This is a genomic window from Streptomyces thermoalcalitolerans, from assembly GCF_039525155.1.
Classification (GTDB): Bacteria; Actinomycetota; Actinomycetes; order Streptomycetales; family Streptomycetaceae; genus Streptomyces; species Streptomyces thermovulgaris.
Genome location: NZ_BAAAHG010000005.1, coordinates 78,850 through 98,908, shown reverse-complemented (window position 1 = coordinate 98,908; position 20,059 = coordinate 78,850). Strand labels below are relative to the sequence as shown.

The window sequence follows — 20,059 nt, the reverse complement described above, 5'->3', positions numbered from 1 at the left end:
GGGCTCAGCCCTCGATGGTGACGCCCATGGAGCGGGCGGTACCAGCGATGATCTTCTCGGCGGCGTCCAGGTCGTTGGCGTTGAGGTCGGGCATCTTGGTCTGGGCGATCTCGCGGACCTGCGCCCGGGTGATCTTGGCGACCTTGGTCTTGTGCGGCTCGCTGGAGCCCTTCTCCACGCCCGCGGCCCTGAGGATCATCTTGGCGGCCGGCGGAGTCTTGGTGACGAAGGTGAAGGAACGGTCCTCGTAGACCGTGATCTCCACCGGGATGACCCAGCCACGCTGCGACTCGGTCGCGGCGTTGTAGGCCTTGCAGAACTCCATGATGTTGACGCCGTGCTGACCCAGCGCGGGGCCGACCGGCGGGGCCGGGTTGGCGGCACCGGCCTGGATCTGGAGCTTGATGAGCCCCGTGACCTTCTTCTTCTTGGGAGGCATGCTCTCTCCGGGTCCTTGCTGAGAGGTTGAGTGCCGTCCGCGTCCTCGGCCTGCGCCGTTCGGCGCATGATCCCGCAGACGGCATACCGCACCACGATAGCCCCTGCCCCCTCAGGACCTGAAATCACGAGGTCAGCGCGGGCAGGCGGCCCGCACAGGCATACGGCGGACGGCCTCGCGCCACCGTCCGGTTCGGCCATCGGGTGCATCACAAAGGGACCATCAGACGTAAATCAGGAGGAATTCGGAGAAAACCCGCGAGTCACAGGGGACCTCCTTCGCTGACAGCACCCCTGTCCGCGGCGCCCACGGCCCTTGTGCACCGTCACGCCCGCGGCGGGCGCGACTTCAGAAGGAGTGACATGTTCACCCGTGCGTTTTCCGTTCGCACCGCTCATCTGCTCTGCATAGGCATGACCGCCACGGTGGTGCCCCTCGCGCTGGCCCCCTCCGCCTCGGCCAAGACGCACACCGTGGCGTGCAGTCAGACCGCTCTGCGCACGGCCATCACCCAGGCCAACAGCACTCCGGGGACCGACACGCTCAAGCTGACGGCCCGCTGCACCTACGCCCTGACCTCCGAACTGCCCAGCATCACCTCGCCGATCGTCATCAACGGCAACCACGCGACCCTCACCCGTACCGCTGGTTCCTTCCGCATCCTCACCGTCAACGGCGGCAATCTGACGCTGCGCAAGACCACCATCACCAACGGCAATGCCGCCGGAAGCGCCATCCTGAGCAGCGACGGCGGCGGCATCCTCGTCACCGGCAACGGCACCCTGACCGTCGACTGCAGCGTGATCCGGGACAACACCGCCGCCTTCGGCGGCGGCATCGGCGTGTCCAGCGGTTCCCAGGCGCATGTGAGCGAGAGCGTCGTCAGGGACAACTCCTCGACCCAGAACGGCGGCGGCCTCGTCAACAACGGCACACTGACCGTCAGGTCCTCGCAGATCAGCAGGAATACGGCGGGCGGCGCGGGCGGCGGCGTCGCCAGCGTCGGGACGCTGACCATCACCACCAGCAACCTCGTCGACAACACCGCGCAGACCGGCGGCGGCATCGCCAACGGTGTCCCCACCCTCCCCGGCGGCACCGCCACGGTGTCCCTCAGCAACATCAGCCAGAACCAGGCCGCCAACAACAACCCCGGCGGCATCTACAACAACAACGGCACCGTGACCCTGCAGTCCACCGTGGTCGCCGGCAACACCCCGAACAACTGCAGCACCAGCCCGAGCCCGGTGCCCGGCTGCGTGGGCTGATCCGGCCGCACCCCGGCCGCACGGGCGAGGCCCGGAGAACCGCCCGGACGGCACCCGGAGAACACAGCCGTACGCACAACGCCCCTGCCCGGCGGGAAACCGCCGGCAGGGGCGAAGGCGGGTGATCGCGCGGCTGGTTTCCGGAAGCGGTGCGGCCGGTCCCCGACGGCCGCTTTCCACCAGTCCCGCCTCTTCCGGTCTGCTCCGTCGCGGTCACTGACCGGCGTCGTCCGTCACCGCTGGCCGGCGTCGTCCGTCACCGCTGGCCGGCGTCGTCCGTCACCGCTGGCCGGCGTCGGACGGTCCGGAGACGGCCCGGCATCCTGGCAGTACGCAGCACCTGACGTCCTCGGGCACGACGCGGGCTCAGTCAGTGATCAGTGGATCATAGGGCTTCGCCTCCGGTGTGAACACGAGAACAAAGTCCTTTCCGATCTCCAGGGCAACCGCACGCAAGCGAGCCAGAGCATCTGCCTCAGTGGGAAGGTCGAGGCCAAGAGCCGCAGCGGCGCGGTCCCTTTCGGCTGCAAGATCGGGCATGTCGTCCAGGTATCCGGCCGCGAACTCTCGGCTCTCCTCCGCGGTGAACGCCCGGCAGTCGCGCCACCATGGAGCCACCAACAGAAGCCGCAGAAGTTCGGGCAGGCCGATCGCCACCAGTGCCGCTCTTCCTTCGGAGTCCGCGTACAGGATCGGACGTTCCTCGCCGCCCTCACCGCAGAAGAAGTACGTGCCGCCGGCTCCGTCACCCGCGAATCCCTCCAGTGCGGCGCCCGAGGCCAGGTGGACATCCTCACAATGGTCCCCCCGGTCCAAGTCGAAGTCGCCCGGCCAGGCAAGGAAACGAGCGACCTGGTCATTTTCGCGGACAGCTCGGATCAGCGATCGCATGTGCGGCACCCTAGAGGCGCACGGATGACGTGTGAGGTCGGCGGAACGGCTTCGGCGGAGCCGACCCCCCAGCCACGACGTGTTCCGGCTTCACGCCCCGGATGCCCTCCCGGAGGAGCGAAGCGACGACGGGTGCTTGCCGCTCACGTCAAAAGCCTGCGCCATCCGGAAGCCTGCGCCGGCGTCAGCCGGCGTCATCCCGGTGCCTGGCGCCGTGGGCGGTACAAGGCATCCCGCGAGAAAGGAAGGCCCGGGGGCGGCCCCCGGACACGACAGAGCCCCTGCCCGACGGGAAACCGCTGGGCAGGGGCTCTCTCGGATGATCGTTGAGCTAGTTCTTCTGGATCTGGTCGAAGGAGAGCTCGACCGGCGTCTCGCGGCCGAAGATCTCCACCAGGCCCTTGACCTTCTTCGCGTCGGGGTTGATCTCGTTGATCGTCGCCTGCAGCGTGGCGAACGGGCCGTCGGTGACGGTGACCGAGTCGCCGACCTCGAAGTCCAGCACCTGGACCTCGACCTTGCGCGGCGGGAGCGGCTTGCCCTCGGCCTCGGCGGCCTCGCGGGCGGCCCTCTCCTCGGCCTCGGGGGCGAGCATCTTCACGACCTCGTCGAGCGTCAGCGGGTAGGGGTTGAAGGCGTCCCCCACGAAGCCGGTGACACCCGGGGTGTGGCGGACGGCGCCCCAGGACTGGTCCGTCAGCTCCATCCGGACGAGCACATAGCCGGGCAGCTTGTTCTGCCGGACGGTCTTGCGCTCGCCGTTCTTGATCTGGACGATCTCCTCCTCGGGGACCTCGGCCTGGTAGATGAGGTCCTCGACGTTCAGCGAGACGGCGCGCTGTTCCAGGTTGGCCTTCACGCGCTTCTCGTAGCCGGCGTAGGTGTGGATGACGTACCACTCGCCGGGCAGCGCGCTCAGTTCCTCGCGGAGTTTGGCGACCGGGTCCGACTCGGCCTTCGCCTCCTCCTCGGCGGCCTCTTCCTCGGGCGTCTCGCCCTCGGCAGCCTTGGTCTCGTCGACCTCGTCCGCACCCTCGACGGTGTCGAGCTCGTCATCCACGGACTCGGTCGGCTCGATGGCGTCGTTCAGGTTCGGGTCAGACACGGTGGCTGCTTCTTCCTGGATACATGGGGGTGGAACATGCCAAAGGGGCGCCGGGTCCCACGGCGCCCTTCGCTCTTGGCTCAGCCGAAGACGTACTTGGCCGCCTGGTCAAGCCCATAGTCAATCACGGTCACCATGGCGATCATGATGACGACGAAGACAATCACCACGGTGGCGTACGTCGTCAGCTGGTTGCGAGTGGGCCAGACAACCTTGCGGAGCTCCGCGATGATCTGGCGGTAGAAGAGAGCAAGGCGCTTCAGCGGCCCCTTCTTGGCGCGCTTGCCGCCCCTGCGCGGCTTCTTCTTGGACTCCGGCACCTCGTCCTGGGCATCAGGCGTGTCGATGGAGCCCACGGCGTCCGTCATTCGTCCTCACCTGATTCCGGGTCGTGGCCGTGCCGCGCCCGGTCGAGCCGCACGGCGGTGCATCGATGTACGTACATGCGCACACACCCTGGCGATGGTGTGTGGAGCAGGGCCGGAGGGACTCGAACCCCCAACCGCTGGTTTTGGAGACCAGTGCTCTACCAATTGAGCTACGACCCTTTGTGTGCCCCCCAACCTACCGCATCCGACCGGATGCTCGATGTGCACCTGGCTGAGCAACGGCTGCTGAAGGCCAACGAGGTGAGAGTGTACGTGGTCCGGCGCCGGTCGTCGAACGGAAAGCGGCCGACGGGGTCCCGCGGGCGGAAACCGAGCGGCCCTGCGAGTGGAAACCGAGCGGTCCTGCGGGCGGAAAACGGCGGGCGGGCCGGTGGGCAGAACCGAGGTGCCGCGGCCGATTCCGGTCTGAAACGATGGACGGCATGAGCGCTGCAACTCCTCCTACCGAGCGCCGGGTCTCCGCCCGCATCGGCGCGATCTCCGAGTCGGCCACCCTCGCCGTGGACGCCAAGGCCAAGGCCCTCAAGGCCGCCGGCCGTCCGGTGATCGGTTTCGGCGCCGGTGAGCCGGACTTCCCGACCCCGGACTACATCGTCGAAGCCGCGATCGAGGCCTGCAAGAACCCCAAGTACCACCGGTACACCCCGGCCGGCGGTCTGCCCGAGCTGAAGGCCGCGATCGCCGCCAAGACGCTGCGCGACTCCGGCTGGGAGCCGGACGTGTCGCAGATCCTGGTCACCAACGGCGGCAAGCAGGCCATCTACGAGGCGTTCGCCGCGATCCTCGACCCGGGCGACGAGGTCATCGTGCCGGCGCCGTACTGGACGACGTACCCGGAGTCCATCCGTCTGGCCGGCGGTGTCCCCGTCGAGGTCGTCGCCGACGAGACCACCGGCTACCGCGTGACGGTCGAGCAGCTGGAGGCCGCCCGCACGGAGAAGACCAAGGTCCTCCTCTTCGTCTCCCCGTCCAACCCGACCGGCGCGGTGTACTCCGAGGCCGAGACCGAGGAGATCGGCCGCTGGGCCCTGGAGCACGGCCTGTGGGTGCTCACCGACGAGATCTACGAGCACCTGGTCTACGGCGACGCCGTCTCCGTGTCCCTGCCGGCGAAGCTGCCCGAGCTGCGCGACAAGTGCATCGTGGTCAACGGCGTCGCCAAGACGTACGCCATGACCGGCTGGCGCGTGGGCTGGCTCATCGGCCCCAAGGACGTGGTCAAGGCCGCGACGAACCTCCAGTCGCACGCCACGTCGAATGTGTCGAACGTCGCCCAGGCGGCCGCCCTCGCCGCGGTCTCCGGTGACCTGGAGGCGGTCGCACGCATGCGCGAGGCCTTCGACCGGCGGCGGAAGACCATCGTGCGGATGCTCAACGAGATCGACGGTGTCGTCTGCCCGGAGCCGCAGGGCGCGTTCTACGCCTACCCGTCGGTGAAGGCGCTGCTCGGCAAGGAGATCCGCGGCAAGCGCCCGCAGAACTCGGTGGAGCTGGCCGAGCTCATCCTGGAGGAGGTCGAGGTCGCGGTCGTCCCGGGCGAGGCGTTCGGCACGCCCGGCTATCTGCGGCTGTCGTACGCCCTCGGTGACGAGGACCTGGTGGAGGGCGTCAGCCGGATTCAGAAGCTGCTGGCGGAGGCGCGGGACTGAGGTCCACTGAGGTCCGTCCTCCCCTGCGGGCCTACCACCTACTTTCTTAGTAGGTGGTAGGCCCCTTCATGTGTGCGAGCAAGACCACGAAAGAGGAAACCGCTACCGGGACGCGTGGGACGTGCGGCACGATCCTGGAATGTTGAGCTCATCAGAGGGACACTCCCCGAACCCCCCGCGCGCACGTGATGTCTCCGAGCTGCCGAAAGCCCATCTGCACCTGCACTTCACCGGGTCGATGCGGCCCACCACCCTGCTGGAGCTGGCCGACAAGTACGGCGTACGGCTGCCCGAGGCCCTGACGGAGGCCCTGGTCAGCGGGGAGCCGCCGAAGCTGCGGGCGACGGACGAGCGGGGCTGGTTCCGCTTCCAGCGGCTGTACGACGCGGCGCGCTCCTGTCTGCGGAGGCCGGAGGACATCCAGCGTCTGGTGCGGGAGGCCGCCGAGGAGGACATCAAGGACGGCTCGGGCTGGCTGGAGATCCAGGTCGACCCGACCTCGTACGCCCCGCGCCTGGGCGGGCTGATCCCGGCGTTGGAGATCATCCTGGACGCGGTGGAGACGACGTCGCGCGAGACCGGCCTGGGCATGCGGGTGCTGATCGCCGCGAACCGGATGAGACATCCCCTGGACGCGCGCACGCTGGCCCGTCTGGCCGTGCGCTACCGGGACCGCGGTGTGGTCGGCTTCGGGCTGTCGAACGACGAGCGCCGGGGCATGGCACGGGACTTCGACCGGGCGTTCGCGATCGCGCGGGCCGGCGGCCTGTTCGCGGCGCCGCACGGCGGCGAGCTGGCCGGCCCGGCCTCGGTCCGCGACTGCCTGGACGACCTCCAGGCCCACCGGGTGGGCCACGGGGTGCGCGCCGCGGAGGACCCGCAGCTGCTGCGGCGGCTTGCCGACCGGGGCGTGACCTGCGAGGTGTGCCCGACGTCGAATGTGGCGCTGGGGGTGTACGACAAGCCGGAGGAGGTCCCCCTGCGCACGTTCTTCGAGGCCGGTGTCCCGGTGGCCCTGGGCGCCGACGACCCTCTTCTGTTCGGCTCCCGCCTGGCCGCCCAGTACGAGATCGCCCGCCGCCACCACGGCTTCACGGACGCCGAACTGGCGGAACTGGCCCGTCAGTCGATCCGCGCGTCGGCAGCCCCGGAGGACGTGAGGAAGCGGCTGCTGGCGGGAGTGGACGACTGGCTGGCGGGCTGACGGGGGTGCGCCGCGGTCGGGGACGCGGCGGCGGAAGCGGGCCGGTGTGCACCGGGCGGCTCCGTGGGCGGTCGCGGCGCCTACAGGCTCACGCCCACCATCACCGGCTCGTTGACCAGGGTGACGCCGAAGGCCTCGCGGACACCGGCCACGACCTCGCGGGCCAGGGCCAGCAGGTCCTCGGTGGTCGCACCGCCGCGGTTGGTGAGGGCGAGGGTGTGCTTGGTGGAGATGCGGGCCGGGCCGGTGCCGTAGCCCTTGGTGAAGCCGGCCTTGTCGATCAGCCAGGCCGCGGAGGTCTTGGTGCGGCCCTCCCCCGCCGGGTAGGCGGGCGGCTCGACGCCCTCGCCCAGCCGCTCCCTCACGCGTGCGCGCAGGGCGGCGAAGTCGGCGTCCGTGAGGATCGGGTTGGTGAAGAAGGAGCCGGCCGACCAGGTGTCGTGGTCCTCGGGGTCCAGCACCATGCCCTTCCCGGCGCGCAGCTTCAGCACCGCGTCGCGGGCGGTGGCGAGCGGCACCCGGTCGCCCACCTCGACGCCGAGGACGCGGGCGGTCTCGGCGTATCTGATGGGCGCCGACAGCCCGTCCGCGTCCTCCAGGGCGAAGCGGACGCGCAGGACGACGTACCGTTCGGGGTCGGCCTTGAAGCGGCTGTGGCGGTAGGAGAACGCGCACTCCTCGTTCGTCAGGGTCACCGTCCTGCCCGCCCGGCGGTCGTAGGCGACGACCTCGGTGATGGTGGCGGACACCTCCTGGCCGTACGCCCCGACGTTCTGGATCGGGGTCGCGCCGGCGGACCCGGGGATGCCGGACAGGCACTCGATGCCCGCGAGGCCGGCCTCGACGGTGCGGGCCACCGCGTCGGTCCAGACCTCGCCGGCGGCCAGCTCCAGCGTCGTCCCGTCGAGGTCGAACCCGCGGGTGGCGATGCGCAGGGCGGTGCCGTCGAAGCCCTTGTCCCCGATGACCAGGTTGGATCCGCCGCCGATGAGCAGCAGCGGCGTGCCGTCGGTGTCGGCCCGGCGGACGGCGTCGATCACCTCGTCGTCGGTGGTCGCGGTGATCAGCCGGGTCGCGGGGCCGCCCAGCCGGAAGGTGGTCAGCGGAGCGAGGGGCGCGTCATGGAGTTCCTGCACGCGCCCAAGACTACGAGACCCCTTCGGCGCGGCCCCGTACCGCCCCGTACTGCCCGCACCGCTTCGCGCCGATGCGCACTGCTTCGTACTGCCGCGTGCCGCATCATGCGCCTTTCCCTATTTTCTTTATGTCTTTATGCCGTCGCGTACGCCGACGGCTCGCCCCCACGATGGGGTCAGGCCAGTCGTACGAGCGCCCGGGACATCCCGAGGACCTTCTGCCCGCCGCTGACGGCGGTCAGGTCGACGCGCACGATGTTGTCGTCGAGCTTGGCCCCCACCTTGCCGGAGACCTCGATCACGGCTCCCTTGTCGTCGTCGGGGACGACGACGGGCTTGGTGAAGCGGACGCCGTACTCGACGACGGCGCCGGGGTCGCCGGCCCAGTCGGTGACGACGCGGATCGCCTCGGCCATGGTGAACATGCCGTGCGCGATCACGTCCGGCAGTCCGACCTCCTTGGCGAACCTCTCGTTCCAGTGGATGGGGTTGAAGTCCCCGGAGGCGCCCGCGTACCGGACGAGGGTGGCGCGCGTCACGGGGAAGGTCTGGGCCGGAAGCTCGGTGCCGACCTCGACGTCGTCGTAGGCGATCTTCGCTGTCATCGGTTCCTCATCCTTCCTCGGCCGCGCGGGCCACCAGCTTGGTCCAGGCGGTCACGACGTGCTCGCCGGCCTCGTCGTGCACCTCACCGCGGATCTCCAGGACGTCGTTGCCGGCCAGGGACTTGATCGACTCGATGGTGGAGGTGACGCTGAGCCGGTCACCGGCGCGCACCGGCCGGGTGTAGGCGAATTTCTGGTCGCCGTGCACCACGCGGCTGTAGTCGAGGCCGAGCTGCGGGTCCTCGATCACCTGTCCGGCGGCCTTGAAGGTGATCGCGAACACAAAGGTCGGCGGGGCGATCACATCGGGGTGGCCGAGCTCCTTGGCGGCTTCCGGGTCCGTGTAGACCGGGTTGGCGTCTCCCACGGCCTCCGCGAACTCACGGATCTTCTCCCGCCCGACCTCGTAGGGGGCGGTGGGCGGGTAGGACCGCCCCACGAAGGACTGGTCGAGCGCCATGGCTCGGTACCTCCTGGTGTCAGCTGGGGTTTTCCCACATGAAACAACATGAGGCCGTCCCCCTGATGCAGGGGACGACCTCGTGCGTGCAGGTGTGTTGTACCCGTTATCGCGTCTCGCGGTGCGCGGTGTGTGCGTTGCAGCGCGGGCAGTGCTTCTTCAGCTCAAGACGGTCCGGGTTGTTGCGCCGGTTCTTCTTGGTGATGTAGTTCCGCTCCTTGCACTCCACGCAGGCCAGCGTGATCTTCGGGCGGACGTCGGTGGCAGCCACGTGAGTGCTCCTTGACGAACGGGTCGATGGGTTTAACGCACATGAAGAGTAGCCGATCGACGGACCGACCCCGCAATCGGCTACTGGGAGTAGCGGTGACCGGACTTGAACCGGTGACACAGCGATTATGAGCCGCTTGCTCTACCGACTGAGCTACACCGCTTCGATGCGTTCGGCCCCGCCTGACGGCGGGAACCCCCGCATCAGAGCCCCAAAACGGAATCGAACCGTTGACCTTCTCCTTACCATGGAGACGCTCTGCCGACTGAGCTATTGGGGCGAGCGAGGAAGACATTACACGGTCCGGCGCCCTACACCCAAATCCAATCCTCATCGAATCAGCCGCGCCGCCCCGTCGCGCGGCCACACCGGTACGACTATTGCGCTCCTCCCTCATCGGGCCCACCGGCCGCCCTAGGCTCGAGCCACCCTGCGTGATCTTGTGTTCCGCGCGCGGCCTCGTGGCCCGTGTCCCCCTGGAGTCCCTGGAGTGCGATGCCCCCTGGTCAGCCGCAGCCGCCCCACTCGTCCTCCCCGCCGGGCTCGTCCAGGCGGACGGACCCGGACGGCCTCCTGCTGTGCGGGGCCCGGCTGGCCGACGGGCGGACCGTGGACGTACGGCTGTCCGGCGGGCGCATCGAGGCGGTCGGCACCGCCGGCAGCCTCCGCGCCGGCGGACCGCGGGACAAAGGCGCGTACGTGGATCTCGAGGGCTATCTGCTCCTGCCGGCCCCGGCCGAACCCCACGCCCACCCGGACACCGCCCTGACCGCCGACGGCGACGGCCCGGTGCCGTGCGACCCCAAGGACGTCCAGCGCCGGACGACCGAGGCCGCGCTGCTGCACCTGGGGCACGGAGCGACAGCCGTACGCGCACACGTGCGCGTGGACGACGTCCAGGGGCTCGGCGCCCTGACGGCGGTCCTGCGGGCGCGGCGGACGCTGCGCGGCCTCGCCGAGCTGACGACGGTGGCGGTGCCGCGCGTGCTCACCGGCGTGGCCGGCGCGGAGGGCCTGGCGATGCTGCGGGACGCGGTGAAGGCGGGCGCGTGCGTGGTGGGCGGCTGCCCGGACCTGGATCCCGACCCCACGGGCTACGTCGAAGCGGTCCTCGAGGTCGCCTCCGAGCACGGCTGCCCCGTCGACCTGCACACCGACGGCGCCGACCCGGCCCGTCTGGCGCGGATCGCGGCGATGGCGGGCGGACTGCGCCCCGGAGTCGTTCTGGGCCCGTGCGGCGGCCTGTCCCGGCTGCCGGCCAAGGTGGTCGCGCGGGCCGCGGACCAGCTGGCCGCGGCCGGGGTGGCGGTGGTGTGCCTGCCCCAGGGCGGCTGCGGGAACACCGAGCGGCGGGACACGGCTCCGGTACGGCTGCTGCGGGCGGCCGGGGTGCGGGTGGCCGCGGGCAGCGGCGCCCTGCGGGACATGTCGAACCCGGTGGGGCGCGGCGACCCGCTGGAGGCGGCGTATCTGCTGGCCTCCCGCCACGGGCTGCGCCCCGAGGACGCCTACGACGCGGTGAGCGCGTCGGCCCGCGCGGTCCTCGGCCTGCCCGAGGTGCGGGTGGAGGCGGGCTTTCCCGCCGAGCTGCTCGCGGTGCGCGGCGAACGGCTCGCGGGGGTGCTGTCCCTCGGGTACAGCCGGATCGTGGTGCACCGGGGGCGCGTGGTGGCACGGACGAGCGCGGTACGGGAGTTCTGCGACTCGACCGCCGCGACGGAGCTGGGGCTGCCGCGGCAGGGACGGGGCGAGTTCTCGTGACACAGGGCACAGGGGCGCGAGTGCATGGAAGCACGGATGCGACGCACGCACAGGTGTGCGGTTGCGCGCCCCTCGGGCACGCCCGAAGGCACGCGGCGAACACGCCCGTTCGGGCGTACGGTCGGAGACATGCGCATTGTCATCGCCGGTGGTCATGGTCAGATCGCGCTGCGGCTGGAGCGGCTGCTCGCCGCACGCGGGGACGAGGTGGCGGGAATCATCCGCCGTGCCGAGCAGAGCGAGGACCTGCGGGCGGCCGGTGCCGAACCGATCGTGCTCGACCTGGAGTCGGCGTCGGTCGAGGAGGTCGCGGAGCGGCTGCGGGGGGCCGACGCGGCGGTGTTCGCGGCCGGCGCGGGCCCGGGCAGCGGCGCGGCGCGCAAGGAGACGGTGGACAAGGGCGCGGCGATCCTGTTCGCGGACGCGGCGGTACGCGCGGGCGTGCGCCGGCACCTGGTCGTGTCGTCGATGGCCGCGGACGTGAACCACCAGGGTGACGAGGTCTTCGACGTCTATCTGCGCGCCAAGGGCGCGGCCGACGACTACGTCCGCAGCCAGAAGGACCTGGACTGGACGATCCTGCGCCCCGGCGCGCTGACGAACGACGCGGGCACCGGTCTGGTACGGCTGGAGGCCCACACCGGCCGTGGCGCGGTCCCCCGCGACGACGTGGCCGCCGTCCTGGCCGAACTGATCGACACCCCCGCCACCGCCGGCCTGACCCTGGAGCTCATCAGCGGCTCGACCCCGGTGTCGGTCGCGGTGAAGGCGGTGGCGGGCAACTGAGGGGGCGCTCCCCCCTCCCGCACGGAAACCCCCTCTGTCCGCGCCTCCGCGGACAGAGGGGGTTTCCGCACAGTGGCGGCACCAGGAATCACACACTCCGCTCGACGTCGCGCTCCTCCGCCCCGGCCTGGTCGCCGACCCCGCGCCCGACAGCCGTGTCACCCGAACAGCCCACTGTGGCGTGCCACCCACACGGGTGAACGTCAGGGTGTGTAGTGCCCCGAACGAGGCAATCCGTGAAAGGGGAACCACATGCGTATTCGACGCCTCCTCGCCGCCCTCATGGCCACGGCAGCCTTCACCGGACTCGGCCTCACAGGTACCGCCACCGCCACCAATGGCGACGGTGCCTCCCTCACCCCGGGTGAGTGCACGGAGGCCGGCGGAACGGTCGACTGGTCGACCATTCCCACGACCCGCACCGGAACCTGCAGGGGCGGCACGCTCGACGGGCGATCGGTCGACTAGCCCCACAACCCCCATGGGGCGCCCCGCAGCCACGCGCTGCGGGGCGCTCCCGCGTGAACGCAGTCGGAAGAGCCGCAGGAACCGTGCCGCCCCGTCGGGCACGCCGCGTCCGAGTCTCCGAGTCGGCCCGGAAGCACGCGCGGGACTCAGGCGGCACAGAGCGAGACAGGCCCCCGGAACCGGCACCGGATCGAACAGCGACCGAGAACGAGCAAACCCCCTCCGACCTGCCATAGAGGCTGGTCGGAGGGGTTTCCCTCGGTGTGGCGGCGCTAGGATTCGAACCTAGGAAGGCTGAGCCGGCAGATTTACAGTCTGCTCCCTTTGGCCACTCGGGCACACCGCCAAGTAGCGTGCCGGGTCGAACCGCCTTTCGGCGGTGCTCCCTGGCGACGACGTAAACAATACCCGATGCGGAGGGGTGCTTCGCCACCCTATTGATCAGCACCGTGGGAATGGGGGATGACTAGGCTGGTCAGGATGCGGCCCGCGGCCTGAAGGCGGGCCCGGCGGCCTCCCCGCGCCCGCCGACACGCATCCGACACGCACCCTGATACAAGGAGCCACAGGACATGGCCGACTCCAGTTTCGACATCGTCTCGAAGGTCGAGCGGCAGGAGGTCGACAACGCCCTCAACCAGGCCGCCAAGGAGATCTCGCAGCGCTACGACTTCAAGGGCGTGGGTGCCTCGATCTCGTGGTCCGGTGACAAGATCCTCATGCAGGCGAACTCCGAGGACCGGGTGAAGGCAGTCCTCGATGTCTTCCAGTCCAAGCTGATCAAGCGCGGTGTCTCGCTGAAGGCTCTGGACGCGGGCGAGCCTCAGCTGTCCGGCAAGGAGTACAAGATCTTCGCGTCGATCAAGCAGGGCATCTCCCCGGAGAACGCGAAGAAGGTGGCCAAGCTCATCCGCGACGAGGGTCCCAAGGGTGTGAAGGCCCAGATCCAGGGTGACGAGCTGCGGGTCAGCTCCAAGAGCCGTGACGACCTGCAGGCCGTGATCGCCATGCTCAAGAAGCAGGACTTCGACTTCGCGCTGCAGTTCGTGAACTACCGGTAGGGGCGCACCACCGGCGGGACGGCGCGCCGTACACGGGCAGCGCGGGCATCACGAGAACATCATGAGGACATGAGGAAGGGTGGCACCGCACCGGTGCCGCCCTTCCTCCGTCTGTTCTCTGTCTGTCCTCTGTCTGTCCTCCGTCCGGGCCGTGCCCTGGCGGCGCGCTCAGTCGCGGGAGTTGCCGAACAGGATGCGGTAGGCGATCAGCAGGACGAGCGAGCCGCCGATCGCCGCGGCCCAGGTGGCGCCGTCGTAGAAGTCCTTGGTGATCGGGCGGTCCAGCCAGCGGGCGGAGATCCAGCCGCCGATGAACGCGCTGGCGATGCCGATGAGGGTCGTCCCGATGAGGCCGCCCGGGTCGCGGCCCGGCAGCAGGAACTTCGCGACGGCCCCGGCCAGCAGCCCCAGGACGATCCAGCTGATGATGCTCATGCTCCGAACCTGCCCGTCGTACTCGTCATGTCTTGTGGTCGTGCTTACCACATGTGTGGTCATCCGGCGTTCCGGCCGTGTTGGGGAGAATGACGCCACGGCGGTGTCCCGCGGTTGCGCGGCTCCGTAGAGTGCGGACCATGACCCGCTTCCCCGCCGCCTCCGCGTCCGGGCTGCGGCGCAGCCTGGGGGTGCGGGACTCCGTGGTGGTCGGGCTCGGCTCGATGATCGGGGCCGGGATCTTCGCCGCCCTGGGGCCGGCGGCGCGCGCGGCCGGTTCCGGGCTGCTGCTCGGGCTCACGGTCGCCGCCGTGGTGGCCTACTGCAACGCTCTTTCGTCGGCACGCCTGGCCGCCCGGTATCCGGCGTCGGGCGGCACGTATGTGTACGGGCGTGAGCGGCTCGGCATGTTCTGGGGGTATCTGGCGGGCTGGGCGTTCGTGGCCGGCAAGACGGCCTCCTGTGCGGCGATGGCGCTCACTGTGGGCATGTACCTCTGGCCGGGGCAGGCGCACGCGGTGGCGGTGGCGGCTGTGGTGGCGCTGACCGCGGTGAACTGTGGCGGCATCCGGAAATCGGCCCTGCTGACGCGGGTGATCGTGGCGGTGGTGCTGGCCGTCCTCGCCTCCGTGGTCGTCGTGTGTCTGGGGTCCGGTGCGTCCGCCGTGGAACGGGCCGCCGTCGGCGGCCCGGTGGGCGCCGGCGGTGTGCTGCGGGCGGCCGGGCTGCTGTTCTTCGCGTTCGCCGGGTATGCGCGGATCGCGACCCTCGGGGAGGAGGTGCGGGATCCGGCGCGCACCGTCCCCCGGGCGATCACGCTCGCCCTGGGCCTGGTGCTGGCCGTGTACGCGTGTGTGGCGGTGGCCGTTCTCTCCGTGCTGGGGCCGGCGGGGCTCGGGCACGCGGGGGCACCGCTGGCCGGCGCGGTGCGGGCGGCCGGTGTGCCCGGACTGGCGCCGGTGGTGCGGGCCGGGGCCGCCGTGGCCGCGCTGGGGTCGCTGCTCGCCCTGCTCCTGGGGGTCTCGCGGACCGTGCTGGCCATGGCGCGGGACCGGCATCTGCCCGGTGTGCTGGCCGCCGTGCACCCCCGTTTCCGGGTGCCGCACCGGGCGGAGCTCGCCGTGGGTGCGGTGGTCGCGGTCCTGGCCGCCACGGTGGACGTCCGGGACGCGATCGGTTTCTCCTCCTTCGGCGTACTGGCGTACTACGCCGTCGCCAACGCCTCCGCCTGGACCCTGGACGTCTCCCCCGTCCGGCGTGCGGTCCCGGCGGTGGGGCTCGCCGGGTGTGCGGCGCTGGCGTTCGCGCTGCCCTGGGTCTCGGTGGCCGCGGGCGCCGGTGTGCTGGCCGTGGGCATGGCCGCGTACGGCGTACGGCGACGGAGGGCGGCGCGGTAGGGCTCCGGGGAGCCGGTCCTGCCCGTCAGCGTGCCGCGAACGGCTGGTCCGTGGGGACGATCTCGCGGCCCAGCGGGAGCAGGGAGACCGGGATCAGCTTGAAGTTGGCGATGCCGAACGGGATGCCGATGATCGTGAGGCACAGCGCGATGCCGGTGGTGATGTGGGCGAGGGCCAGCCACCAGCCCGCGAGGATCAGCCACAGCACATTGCCGATGCAGGAGGGGGCGCCCGCGTCGCGGCGCTCGACCGTGGTGTACCCGAAGGGCCACAGGGCGTAGACGCCGATGCGGAACGCCGCGATGCCGAACGGGATGCCGATCACGGTGATGCACAGCAGCACGCCCGCGAGCAGGTAGGCGAGGAAGAGCCAGAGGCCGCTGAGGATCAGCCAGATGATGTTGAGGAGTGTCTTCACCGGTAGTGACCTGCCATCTGCTCGAGTCGGGCGATGCGCTCCGCCATCGGCGGGTGCGTGGAGAACAGCTTCGACAGCCCCTGTCCCGGGCGGAAGGGGTTGGCGATCATCATGTGGCTCGCGGTCTCGATCCGCGGCTCGGGGGGCAGCGGAAGCTGCCGGGTGCCCGTCTCCAGCTTGCGCAGGGCGCTGGCCAGGGCGAGGGGGTCGCCGGTGAGCCGGGCGCCGGACGTGTCGGCCTCGTACTCCCGGGAGCGGCTGACGGCCAGTTGGATGACGGTGGCCGCGAGCGGGCCGAGGATCATGATCAGGAGCATGCCGAGCGGGCCGGGCCCCTCGTCGTCGTGGGAGCGGCCGACCGGGATCAGCCAGGCGAAGTTGACCAGGAACATGATCACGGAGGCGAGCGCACCGGCGACGGAGGAGATGAGGATGTCGCGGTTGTAGACGTGGCTGAGCTCGTGGCCGATGACTCCGCGCAGCTCACGCTGGTCCAGGATGCGCAGGATGCCTTCCGTGCAGCACACGGCCGCGTTGCGCGGGTTGCGGCCGGTCGCGAAGGCGTTGGGTGCCTCCGTCGGGGAGATGTACAGACGGGGCATGGGCTGGCGGGCCCGGTTGGAGAGCTCGCGGACCATGTGGTAGAGCGCCGGGGCCTCGAACTCGCTGACCGGGCGGGCGCGCATGGCGCGCAGGGCCAGCTTGTCGCTGTTCCAGTACGCGTACGCGTTGGTGCCGACGGCGACGAGGACCGCGATGATCAGGCCGGTACGGCCGAAGAAGCTGCCGATGACGATGATGAGCGCGGACAGCCCCCCGAGGAGGACTGCGGTCCTGAGCCCGTTGTGCCGGCGGTGCACGGTACGCCCTCCAAGCAGTGCGGCAGGGGAACCTTCGCTTGCTGTTGCTCGACGCCACCGGTGGCGTGGTGTCGCCTCCAGTGGACTCTTACGTACGGGTCAACGCCAGGCGTGAGCCGCGGGTTCCCCGCGGTGCGCGGCGCCGCGTGGGCCGTCCGGGTGAGCGGGACGCCGGACGGCGCGCGCGCAAGGGCGGGACCGGGCGCGGAAAGCGGGCAGGGCGGCACGCGCGCGGGGAGGCCCCGGTCGAGGTCCCCGGCGTCTCGGGCCCCGAGGGCAGGGCGGCACGCGCGCGGGGAGGCCGGTGCGCGGCGCGCGGGGCGGCTTCCCGGTGCCCGGAGCGGACCGGTGTCAGAACAGACCGGTGTCCGTGAAGTAGAGGACCAGCTGGGGTGCGCCCGACAGGGCGATGCCGAGGACGGCCGTGAGGGCGAGGGCGGCGGTGAGGGGGGCCGGGGCGCGGTGCCGGAGGGGCTCGCCCTCGGGGGCGCGGAACAGCAGTGCCGTCCACTGCAGGTAGTAGAAGAGCGCGATGACCACGTTGACGGCCATGACGACGGCGAGCCAGCCGAGTCCGGCGTCGACGGCCGCGGAGAAGACGGTGACCTTGGCGAACAGGCCGATGACGCCCGGGGGCAGTCCGGCCAGGCACAGCAGGAAGAAGGCCATCAGAAGGGCGGTCAGCGGGTTGGTGGCGTACAGGCCCCGGTAGTCCGCGACGCGGTTGCGTTCCCTCGTACGGCCCACGAGGGCGGCCACGGCGAAGGCGCCGAGGTTCACGGCGGCGTACATGAGGGCGTAGGCGACCGTGGAGCCGATCGACCGCTGGGGGTCCTTCGCGTATCCGGCCGCGGCGATCGGCACCAGGAGGTAGCCGGCCTGGCCGACGGAGGACCAGGCGAGCAGCCGTACCGCGCTGTACGCGCGCGTGGCCTGCTGGCGCAGGGCTCCGACGTTGCCGACGGTCATGGTGAGCGCGGCGAGTGCGGCGAGCGCCGGTCCCCAGGCGCCGGCGTACGACGGGAAGGCGACGACGGTGACGAGGATCAGGCCGGTGAAGCCGACCGCCTTGCCGATGACCGACAGATAGGCGGCGATGGGCAGGGGGGCGCCCACGTAGGTGTCGGGGACCCAGAAGTGGAAGGGGACGGCGGCCGTCTTGAAGGCGAAGCCGACGAGCGTGAGGACGACACCGGTCTGGGCGACGGTACCGAGCTGTCCGTCGACCCGCTGGATGCGGTCGGCGATCAGGGTGAGGTGGAGGGTGCCGGTGGAGGCGTAGACGAAGCTGACGCCGAGGAGGCTGACGGCGGTGGCGGTGACCGAGGACAGGAAGAACTTCAGGGCCGCGTCGGAGGACCTGCGCTCGCCGTGCCGGAGGCCGACGAGGGCGAAGGCGGGCAGGGAGGCGACCTCCAGGGCGATGATCAGGGTCGCCAGGTCGCGCGCGGCGGGCAGCAGCGCGGCGCCGGCGGCGGAGGACAGCAGCAGGAACCAGAACTCCCCCTCGGGCAGTGCCCCGCGCGCGTCCTTCAGCGCGGTGACCGACAGCAGGGCCGCAAGGAGTGCGCCGCCGAGCACGAGGAACTGGATGACGAGGGCGAAGTGGTCGGCGGTGTAGCTGCACACGCCGGCCTGTCCGGTCAGGCAGAACGTGGTGCGGCGGCCGTCGAGGAGGGGCAGCAGCAACAGGCCGGCGGCGGCGAGGCCCGTGACGGAGACCCAGCCGAGGACGGGCTTGCGGCCGGCGGGCACGAAGAGGTCGGCGACGAGCACCACGAGCGCGACCACCGCGGTGAGGGTGGGCGGTGCGACGGCGAGCCAGTCGACGGACTGGACCACCGACGCGGCCGGCGGCTGGGCCAGGACCAGGGCGCTCATCGGGTGCCTCCTGCGAGGAACTGCTGCACGGCCGGGTCGGTGAGCCCGAGCAGGGCCTTCGGCCAGAGCCCGGCGAGGACGGTGAGGGCGACGAGCGGGACCCAGGCCGCGAACTCGTACCCGTGGACGTCGGCGAGCCGGGGCGTCTGCGGCGACGGGGCGCCCATGCAGACGCGGCGGACCACGATGAGCAGGTACGCGGCGGTCAGAAGGGTGCCGAACACGCCGATCGCCATGAAGGTGAGGAAGGCGGGGCGGCTGAGGCCCTCGGCGGGCTCGAACGAGCCGAACAGGGCGAGCATCTCGCCCCAGAACCCGGCGAGTCCCGGCAGGCCGAGCGAGGCGACCGCGCCGAAGGCGAGCAGGCCGCCGAGGCGCGGGGCCGTTCCGTACAGGGCGGCGCCCTGGGTCTTCCCGGCCAGCGCGTCGAGGTCGGTGGTGCCGGTGCGGTCCTTGAGCGCGCCGACGACGAAGAAGAGCAGACCGGTGATCAGGCCGTGGGCGATGTTGGCGAACAGGGCGCCGTTCACCCCGGTCGGGGTCATGGTGGCGATGCCGAGCAGGACGAAGCCCATGTGGCCGACGGAGGAGTAGGCGATGAGCCGCTTGAGGTCGCCCTTGGCCCCCGGTCTGGCCAGGGCGAGGCAGGCCAGGGATCCGTAGATGATCCCGACGACGGCGAAGGCGGCGAGGTAGGGGGCGAAGGTGCGGAATCCGTCGGGGGCGGCCGGCAGCAGGATCCGGACGAATCCGTAGGTCCCCATCTTGAGCAGGACGCCGGCCAGCAGGACCGAGCCGACGGTCGGGGCGGCGGTGTGGGCGTCGGGCAGCCAGCTGTGCAGCGGCCACATCGGTGTCTTGACCGCGAGCCCGATGCCGATGGCCAGAACCGCGACGATCTGCACGGTCACGGTCAGTGACCGGCCGTTGTCGGTGGCGAGTGCCACCATGTCGAAGGTGCCGGCCTCGATCCCGGTCAGGAGCAGGCCGAGCAGCATGACGACCGAGCCGAGCAGGGTGTAGAGGATGAACCGCCAGGCGGCGGCCTGGCGGCCCTCGCCGCCCCAGCGGGCGATGAGGAAGTACATCGGGACGAGCACCGTCTCGAACGCGAGGAAGAACAGCAGCAGGTCGAGGACGGCGAAGGTCGCGAGGGTGCCGGACTCCAGGAGGAGCAGCAGCGCGACGAAGGCCTTCGGGGAGGGGCCCGCGGGTGGCTTGAAGTAGGAGTACAGCGCGCAGAGGAAGGTCAGCAGCGCGGTCAGGACGAGAAGGGGGAGGGAGATGCCGTCGACGCCGAGGTGGATGCGCACCTGGAGTGCGGGGATCCAGCTGATGTCGGTGACGGCCTGCATCGTCGACGCCCGGCCGTGGTCGAAGCCGGCGGCGAGGGCGAGCGCGGCGGCGAGGACGGCGCCGGTGACCGTGACGCCGTGCCGGAGCACGGCCTGGTCGGGCGACGTCCCCTTCAGTCCGGGCGGGGCGGGCAGGAGAGCGGCGGCGGCGCCGAGGAGCGGGCCGACGACGAGGAACGCCAGAAGGAACTGCATCACGGACTCGTTGATGTCGATCACG

At 70.8% G+C, this 20,059-nt stretch carries 21 protein-coding genes and 4 tRNA genes; 8 read left to right on the top strand and 17 right to left on the bottom strand.

The features are described from left to right. Positions 1-4: 4 nt before the first annotated feature. Positions 5-439, bottom strand: coding sequence for a 50S ribosomal protein L11 (gene rplK, locus ABD224_RS05325; RefSeq protein WP_344047318.1), 435 nt, complete (start codon positions 437-439; stop codon positions 5-7). A gap of 362 nt (positions 440-801) precedes the next feature. Between rplK and ABD224_RS05320 the strand changes: the two genes are divergently transcribed. Further along, complete coding sequence (locus ABD224_RS05320) at positions 802-1,707, top strand: hypothetical protein (RefSeq protein ID WP_344047316.1); 906 nt, start codon at positions 802-804, stop codon at positions 1,705-1,707. A gap of 366 nt (positions 1,708-2,073) precedes the next feature. On the opposite strand, the gene ABD224_RS05315 is transcribed toward ABD224_RS05320, so the two are convergent. The 4 genes from ABD224_RS05315 to ABD224_RS05300 form a co-directional block, all read right to left on the bottom strand. Then, positions 2,074-2,598, bottom strand: coding sequence for a hypothetical protein (locus ABD224_RS05315; RefSeq protein WP_344047314.1), 525 nt, complete (start codon positions 2,596-2,598; stop codon positions 2,074-2,076). 331 nt (positions 2,599-2,929) lie between these two features. After that, positions 2,930-3,703 (bottom strand): transcription termination/antitermination protein NusG, encoded by a 774-nt coding sequence (nusG, locus tag ABD224_RS05310; RefSeq protein WP_344047312.1) that lies wholly within the window; start codon positions 3,701-3,703, stop codon positions 2,930-2,932. A gap of 80 nt (positions 3,704-3,783) precedes the next feature. Next, positions 3,784-4,071, bottom strand: coding sequence for a preprotein translocase subunit SecE (secE, locus tag ABD224_RS05305; RefSeq protein ID WP_067397036.1), 288 nt, complete (start codon positions 4,069-4,071; stop codon positions 3,784-3,786). A gap of 107 nt (positions 4,072-4,178) precedes the next feature. Continuing rightward, positions 4,179-4,251: transfer RNA gene (locus ABD224_RS05300), tRNA-Trp, on the bottom strand. Positions 4,252-4,514: 263 nt separating this feature from the next. Between ABD224_RS05300 and ABD224_RS05295 the strand changes: the two genes are divergently transcribed. Together ABD224_RS05295 and ABD224_RS05290 are read left to right on the top strand one after the other, a co-directional pair. Next, positions 4,515-5,741, top strand: a complete 1,227-nt coding sequence (locus ABD224_RS05295; protein WP_344047309.1) for a pyridoxal phosphate-dependent aminotransferase — start codon at positions 4,515-4,517, stop codon at positions 5,739-5,741. Between the two features lie 139 nt (positions 5,742-5,880). Continuing rightward, entirely contained in the window at positions 5,881-6,945 is a 1,065-nt protein-coding gene (locus tag ABD224_RS05290) for an adenosine deaminase (protein ID WP_344047307.1), read from the top strand. A gap of 80 nt (positions 6,946-7,025) precedes the next feature. On the opposite strand, the gene ABD224_RS05285 is transcribed toward ABD224_RS05290, so the two are convergent. The 6 genes from ABD224_RS05285 to ABD224_RS05260 all read right to left on the bottom strand — a co-directional run bounded on the left by ABD224_RS05285 (position 7,026) and on the right by ABD224_RS05260 (position 9,697). Continuing rightward, complete coding sequence (locus ABD224_RS05285; protein ID WP_344047305.1) at positions 7,026-8,081, bottom strand: UDP-N-acetylmuramate dehydrogenase; 1,056 nt, start codon at positions 8,079-8,081, stop codon at positions 7,026-7,028. Positions 8,082-8,257: 176 nt separating this feature from the next. After that, positions 8,258-8,686, bottom strand: coding sequence for a MaoC family dehydratase (locus ABD224_RS05280; RefSeq protein WP_344047303.1), 429 nt, complete (start codon positions 8,684-8,686; stop codon positions 8,258-8,260). Between the two features lie 7 nt (positions 8,687-8,693). Next, positions 8,694-9,146 (bottom strand): FAS1-like dehydratase domain-containing protein, encoded by a 453-nt coding sequence (locus tag ABD224_RS05275; protein WP_344047301.1) that lies wholly within the window; start codon positions 9,144-9,146, stop codon positions 8,694-8,696. 106 nt (positions 9,147-9,252) lie between these two features. Continuing rightward, the gene (rpmG, locus tag ABD224_RS05270) at positions 9,253-9,417 is read right to left on the bottom strand and encodes a 50S ribosomal protein L33 (RefSeq protein ID WP_067397031.1); all 165 of its coding nucleotides are present in this window, start codon (positions 9,415-9,417) and stop codon (positions 9,253-9,255) included. A gap of 90 nt (positions 9,418-9,507) precedes the next feature. Then, a tRNA-Met gene (locus ABD224_RS05265) sits at positions 9,508-9,580 on the bottom strand. Between the two features lie 44 nt (positions 9,581-9,624). Beyond that, positions 9,625-9,697, bottom strand: a tRNA-Thr gene (locus ABD224_RS05260). 215 nt (positions 9,698-9,912) lie between these two features. Here ABD224_RS05260 and ABD224_RS05255 point away from each other — a divergent pair. The 3 genes from ABD224_RS05255 (at position 9,913) to ABD224_RS05245 (ending at position 12,432) form a co-directional block, all read left to right on the top strand. After that, a complete protein-coding gene (locus ABD224_RS05255; RefSeq protein WP_344047296.1) occupies positions 9,913-11,178 on the top strand; it encodes an amidohydrolase family protein in 1,266 nt (421 codons plus the stop codon). Between the two features lie 129 nt (positions 11,179-11,307). Next, positions 11,308-11,964 (top strand): SDR family oxidoreductase, encoded by a 657-nt coding sequence (locus ABD224_RS05250; protein WP_344047294.1) that lies wholly within the window; start codon positions 11,308-11,310, stop codon positions 11,962-11,964. Between the two features lie 252 nt (positions 11,965-12,216). Next, positions 12,217-12,432, top strand: a complete 216-nt coding sequence (locus tag ABD224_RS05245) for a hypothetical protein (protein WP_344047292.1) — start codon at positions 12,217-12,219, stop codon at positions 12,430-12,432. Positions 12,433-12,696: 264 nt separating this feature from the next. Here ABD224_RS05245 and ABD224_RS05240 read toward each other — a convergent pair. Continuing rightward, positions 12,697-12,778, bottom strand: a tRNA-Tyr gene (locus ABD224_RS05240). Between the two features lie 226 nt (positions 12,779-13,004). Between ABD224_RS05240 and ABD224_RS05235 the strand changes: the two genes are divergently transcribed. Next, a complete protein-coding gene (locus tag ABD224_RS05235) occupies positions 13,005-13,493 on the top strand; it encodes a YajQ family cyclic di-GMP-binding protein (protein ID WP_344047290.1) in 489 nt (162 codons plus the stop codon). Positions 13,494-13,661: 168 nt separating this feature from the next. Here the strand turns inward: ABD224_RS05235 and ABD224_RS05230 are convergent, their stop codons facing one another. Continuing rightward, complete coding sequence (locus ABD224_RS05230; protein WP_344047288.1) at positions 13,662-13,928, bottom strand: GlsB/YeaQ/YmgE family stress response membrane protein; 267 nt, start codon at positions 13,926-13,928, stop codon at positions 13,662-13,664. Between the two features lie 140 nt (positions 13,929-14,068). Between ABD224_RS05230 and ABD224_RS05225 the strand changes: the two genes are divergently transcribed. Further along, positions 14,069-15,325, top strand: coding sequence for an APC family permease (locus ABD224_RS05225; protein WP_344047286.1), 1,257 nt, complete (start codon positions 14,069-14,071; stop codon positions 15,323-15,325). A 25-nt stretch (positions 15,326-15,350) separates the two neighbouring features. On the opposite strand, the gene ABD224_RS05220 is transcribed toward ABD224_RS05225, so the two are convergent. From ABD224_RS05220 to ABD224_RS05205, 4 genes are all read right to left on the bottom strand, one after another. Next, the gene (locus ABD224_RS05220) at positions 15,351-15,743 is read right to left on the bottom strand and encodes a YccF domain-containing protein (RefSeq protein ID WP_344047284.1); all 393 of its coding nucleotides are present in this window, start codon (positions 15,741-15,743) and stop codon (positions 15,351-15,353) included. Continuing rightward, positions 15,740-16,603, bottom strand: coding sequence for a zinc metalloprotease HtpX (gene htpX, locus ABD224_RS05215; RefSeq protein ID WP_344047282.1), 864 nt, complete (start codon positions 16,601-16,603; stop codon positions 15,740-15,742). Before htpX ends, ABD224_RS05220 begins: the two co-directional genes overlap by 4 nt. A gap of 351 nt (positions 16,604-16,954) precedes the next feature. Next, a complete protein-coding gene (locus ABD224_RS05210; protein WP_344047280.1) occupies positions 16,955-18,484 on the bottom strand; it encodes an NADH-quinone oxidoreductase subunit N in 1,530 nt (509 codons plus the stop codon). Continuing rightward, a complete protein-coding gene (locus tag ABD224_RS05205; RefSeq protein ID WP_344047278.1) occupies positions 18,481-20,058 on the bottom strand; it encodes a complex I subunit 4 family protein in 1,578 nt (525 codons plus the stop codon). Before ABD224_RS05205 ends, ABD224_RS05210 begins: the two co-directional genes overlap by 4 nt. Position 20,059 lies beyond the last annotated feature (1 nt).

What these genes read in the sequence shown, in the direction of transcription:
- rplK (WP_344047318.1), bottom strand. Translation starts at nt 439, where the DNA reads ATGCCTCCCAAGAAGAAGAAGGTCACGGGGCTCATCAAGCTCCAGATC.
- ABD224_RS05320 (WP_344047316.1), top strand. Translation starts at nt 802, where the DNA reads ATGTTCACCCGTGCGTTTTCCGTTCGCACCGCTCATCTGCTCTGCATA.
- ABD224_RS05315 (WP_344047314.1), bottom strand. Translation starts at nt 2,598, where the DNA reads ATGCGATCGCTGATCCGAGCTGTCCGCGAAAATGACCAGGTCGCTCGT.
- secE (WP_067397036.1), bottom strand. Translation starts at nt 4,071, where the DNA reads ATGACGGACGCCGTGGGCTCCATCGACACGCCTGATGCCCAGGACGAG.
- ABD224_RS05295 (WP_344047309.1), top strand. Translation starts at nt 4,515, where the DNA reads ATGAGCGCTGCAACTCCTCCTACCGAGCGCCGGGTCTCCGCCCGCATC.
- ABD224_RS05290 (WP_344047307.1), top strand. Translation starts at nt 5,881, where the DNA reads ATGTTGAGCTCATCAGAGGGACACTCCCCGAACCCCCCGCGCGCACGT.
- ABD224_RS05280 (WP_344047303.1), bottom strand. Translation starts at nt 8,686, where the DNA reads ATGACAGCGAAGATCGCCTACGACGACGTCGAGGTCGGCACCGAGCTT.
- ABD224_RS05275 (WP_344047301.1), bottom strand. Translation starts at nt 9,146, where the DNA reads ATGGCGCTCGACCAGTCCTTCGTGGGGCGGTCCTACCCGCCCACCGCC.
- ABD224_RS05255 (WP_344047296.1), top strand. Translation starts at nt 9,913, where the DNA reads ATGCCCCCTGGTCAGCCGCAGCCGCCCCACTCGTCCTCCCCGCCGGGC.
- ABD224_RS05250 (WP_344047294.1), top strand. Translation starts at nt 11,308, where the DNA reads ATGCGCATTGTCATCGCCGGTGGTCATGGTCAGATCGCGCTGCGGCTG.
- ABD224_RS05245 (WP_344047292.1), top strand. Translation starts at nt 12,217, where the DNA reads ATGCGTATTCGACGCCTCCTCGCCGCCCTCATGGCCACGGCAGCCTTC.
- ABD224_RS05235 (WP_344047290.1), top strand. Translation starts at nt 13,005, where the DNA reads ATGGCCGACTCCAGTTTCGACATCGTCTCGAAGGTCGAGCGGCAGGAG.
- ABD224_RS05230 (WP_344047288.1), bottom strand. Translation starts at nt 13,928, where the DNA reads ATGAGCATCATCAGCTGGATCGTCCTGGGGCTGCTGGCCGGGGCCGTC.
- ABD224_RS05225 (WP_344047286.1), top strand. Translation starts at nt 14,069, where the DNA reads ATGACCCGCTTCCCCGCCGCCTCCGCGTCCGGGCTGCGGCGCAGCCTG.
- ABD224_RS05210 (WP_344047280.1), bottom strand. Translation starts at nt 18,484, where the DNA reads ATGAGCGCCCTGGTCCTGGCCCAGCCGCCGGCCGCGTCGGTGGTCCAG.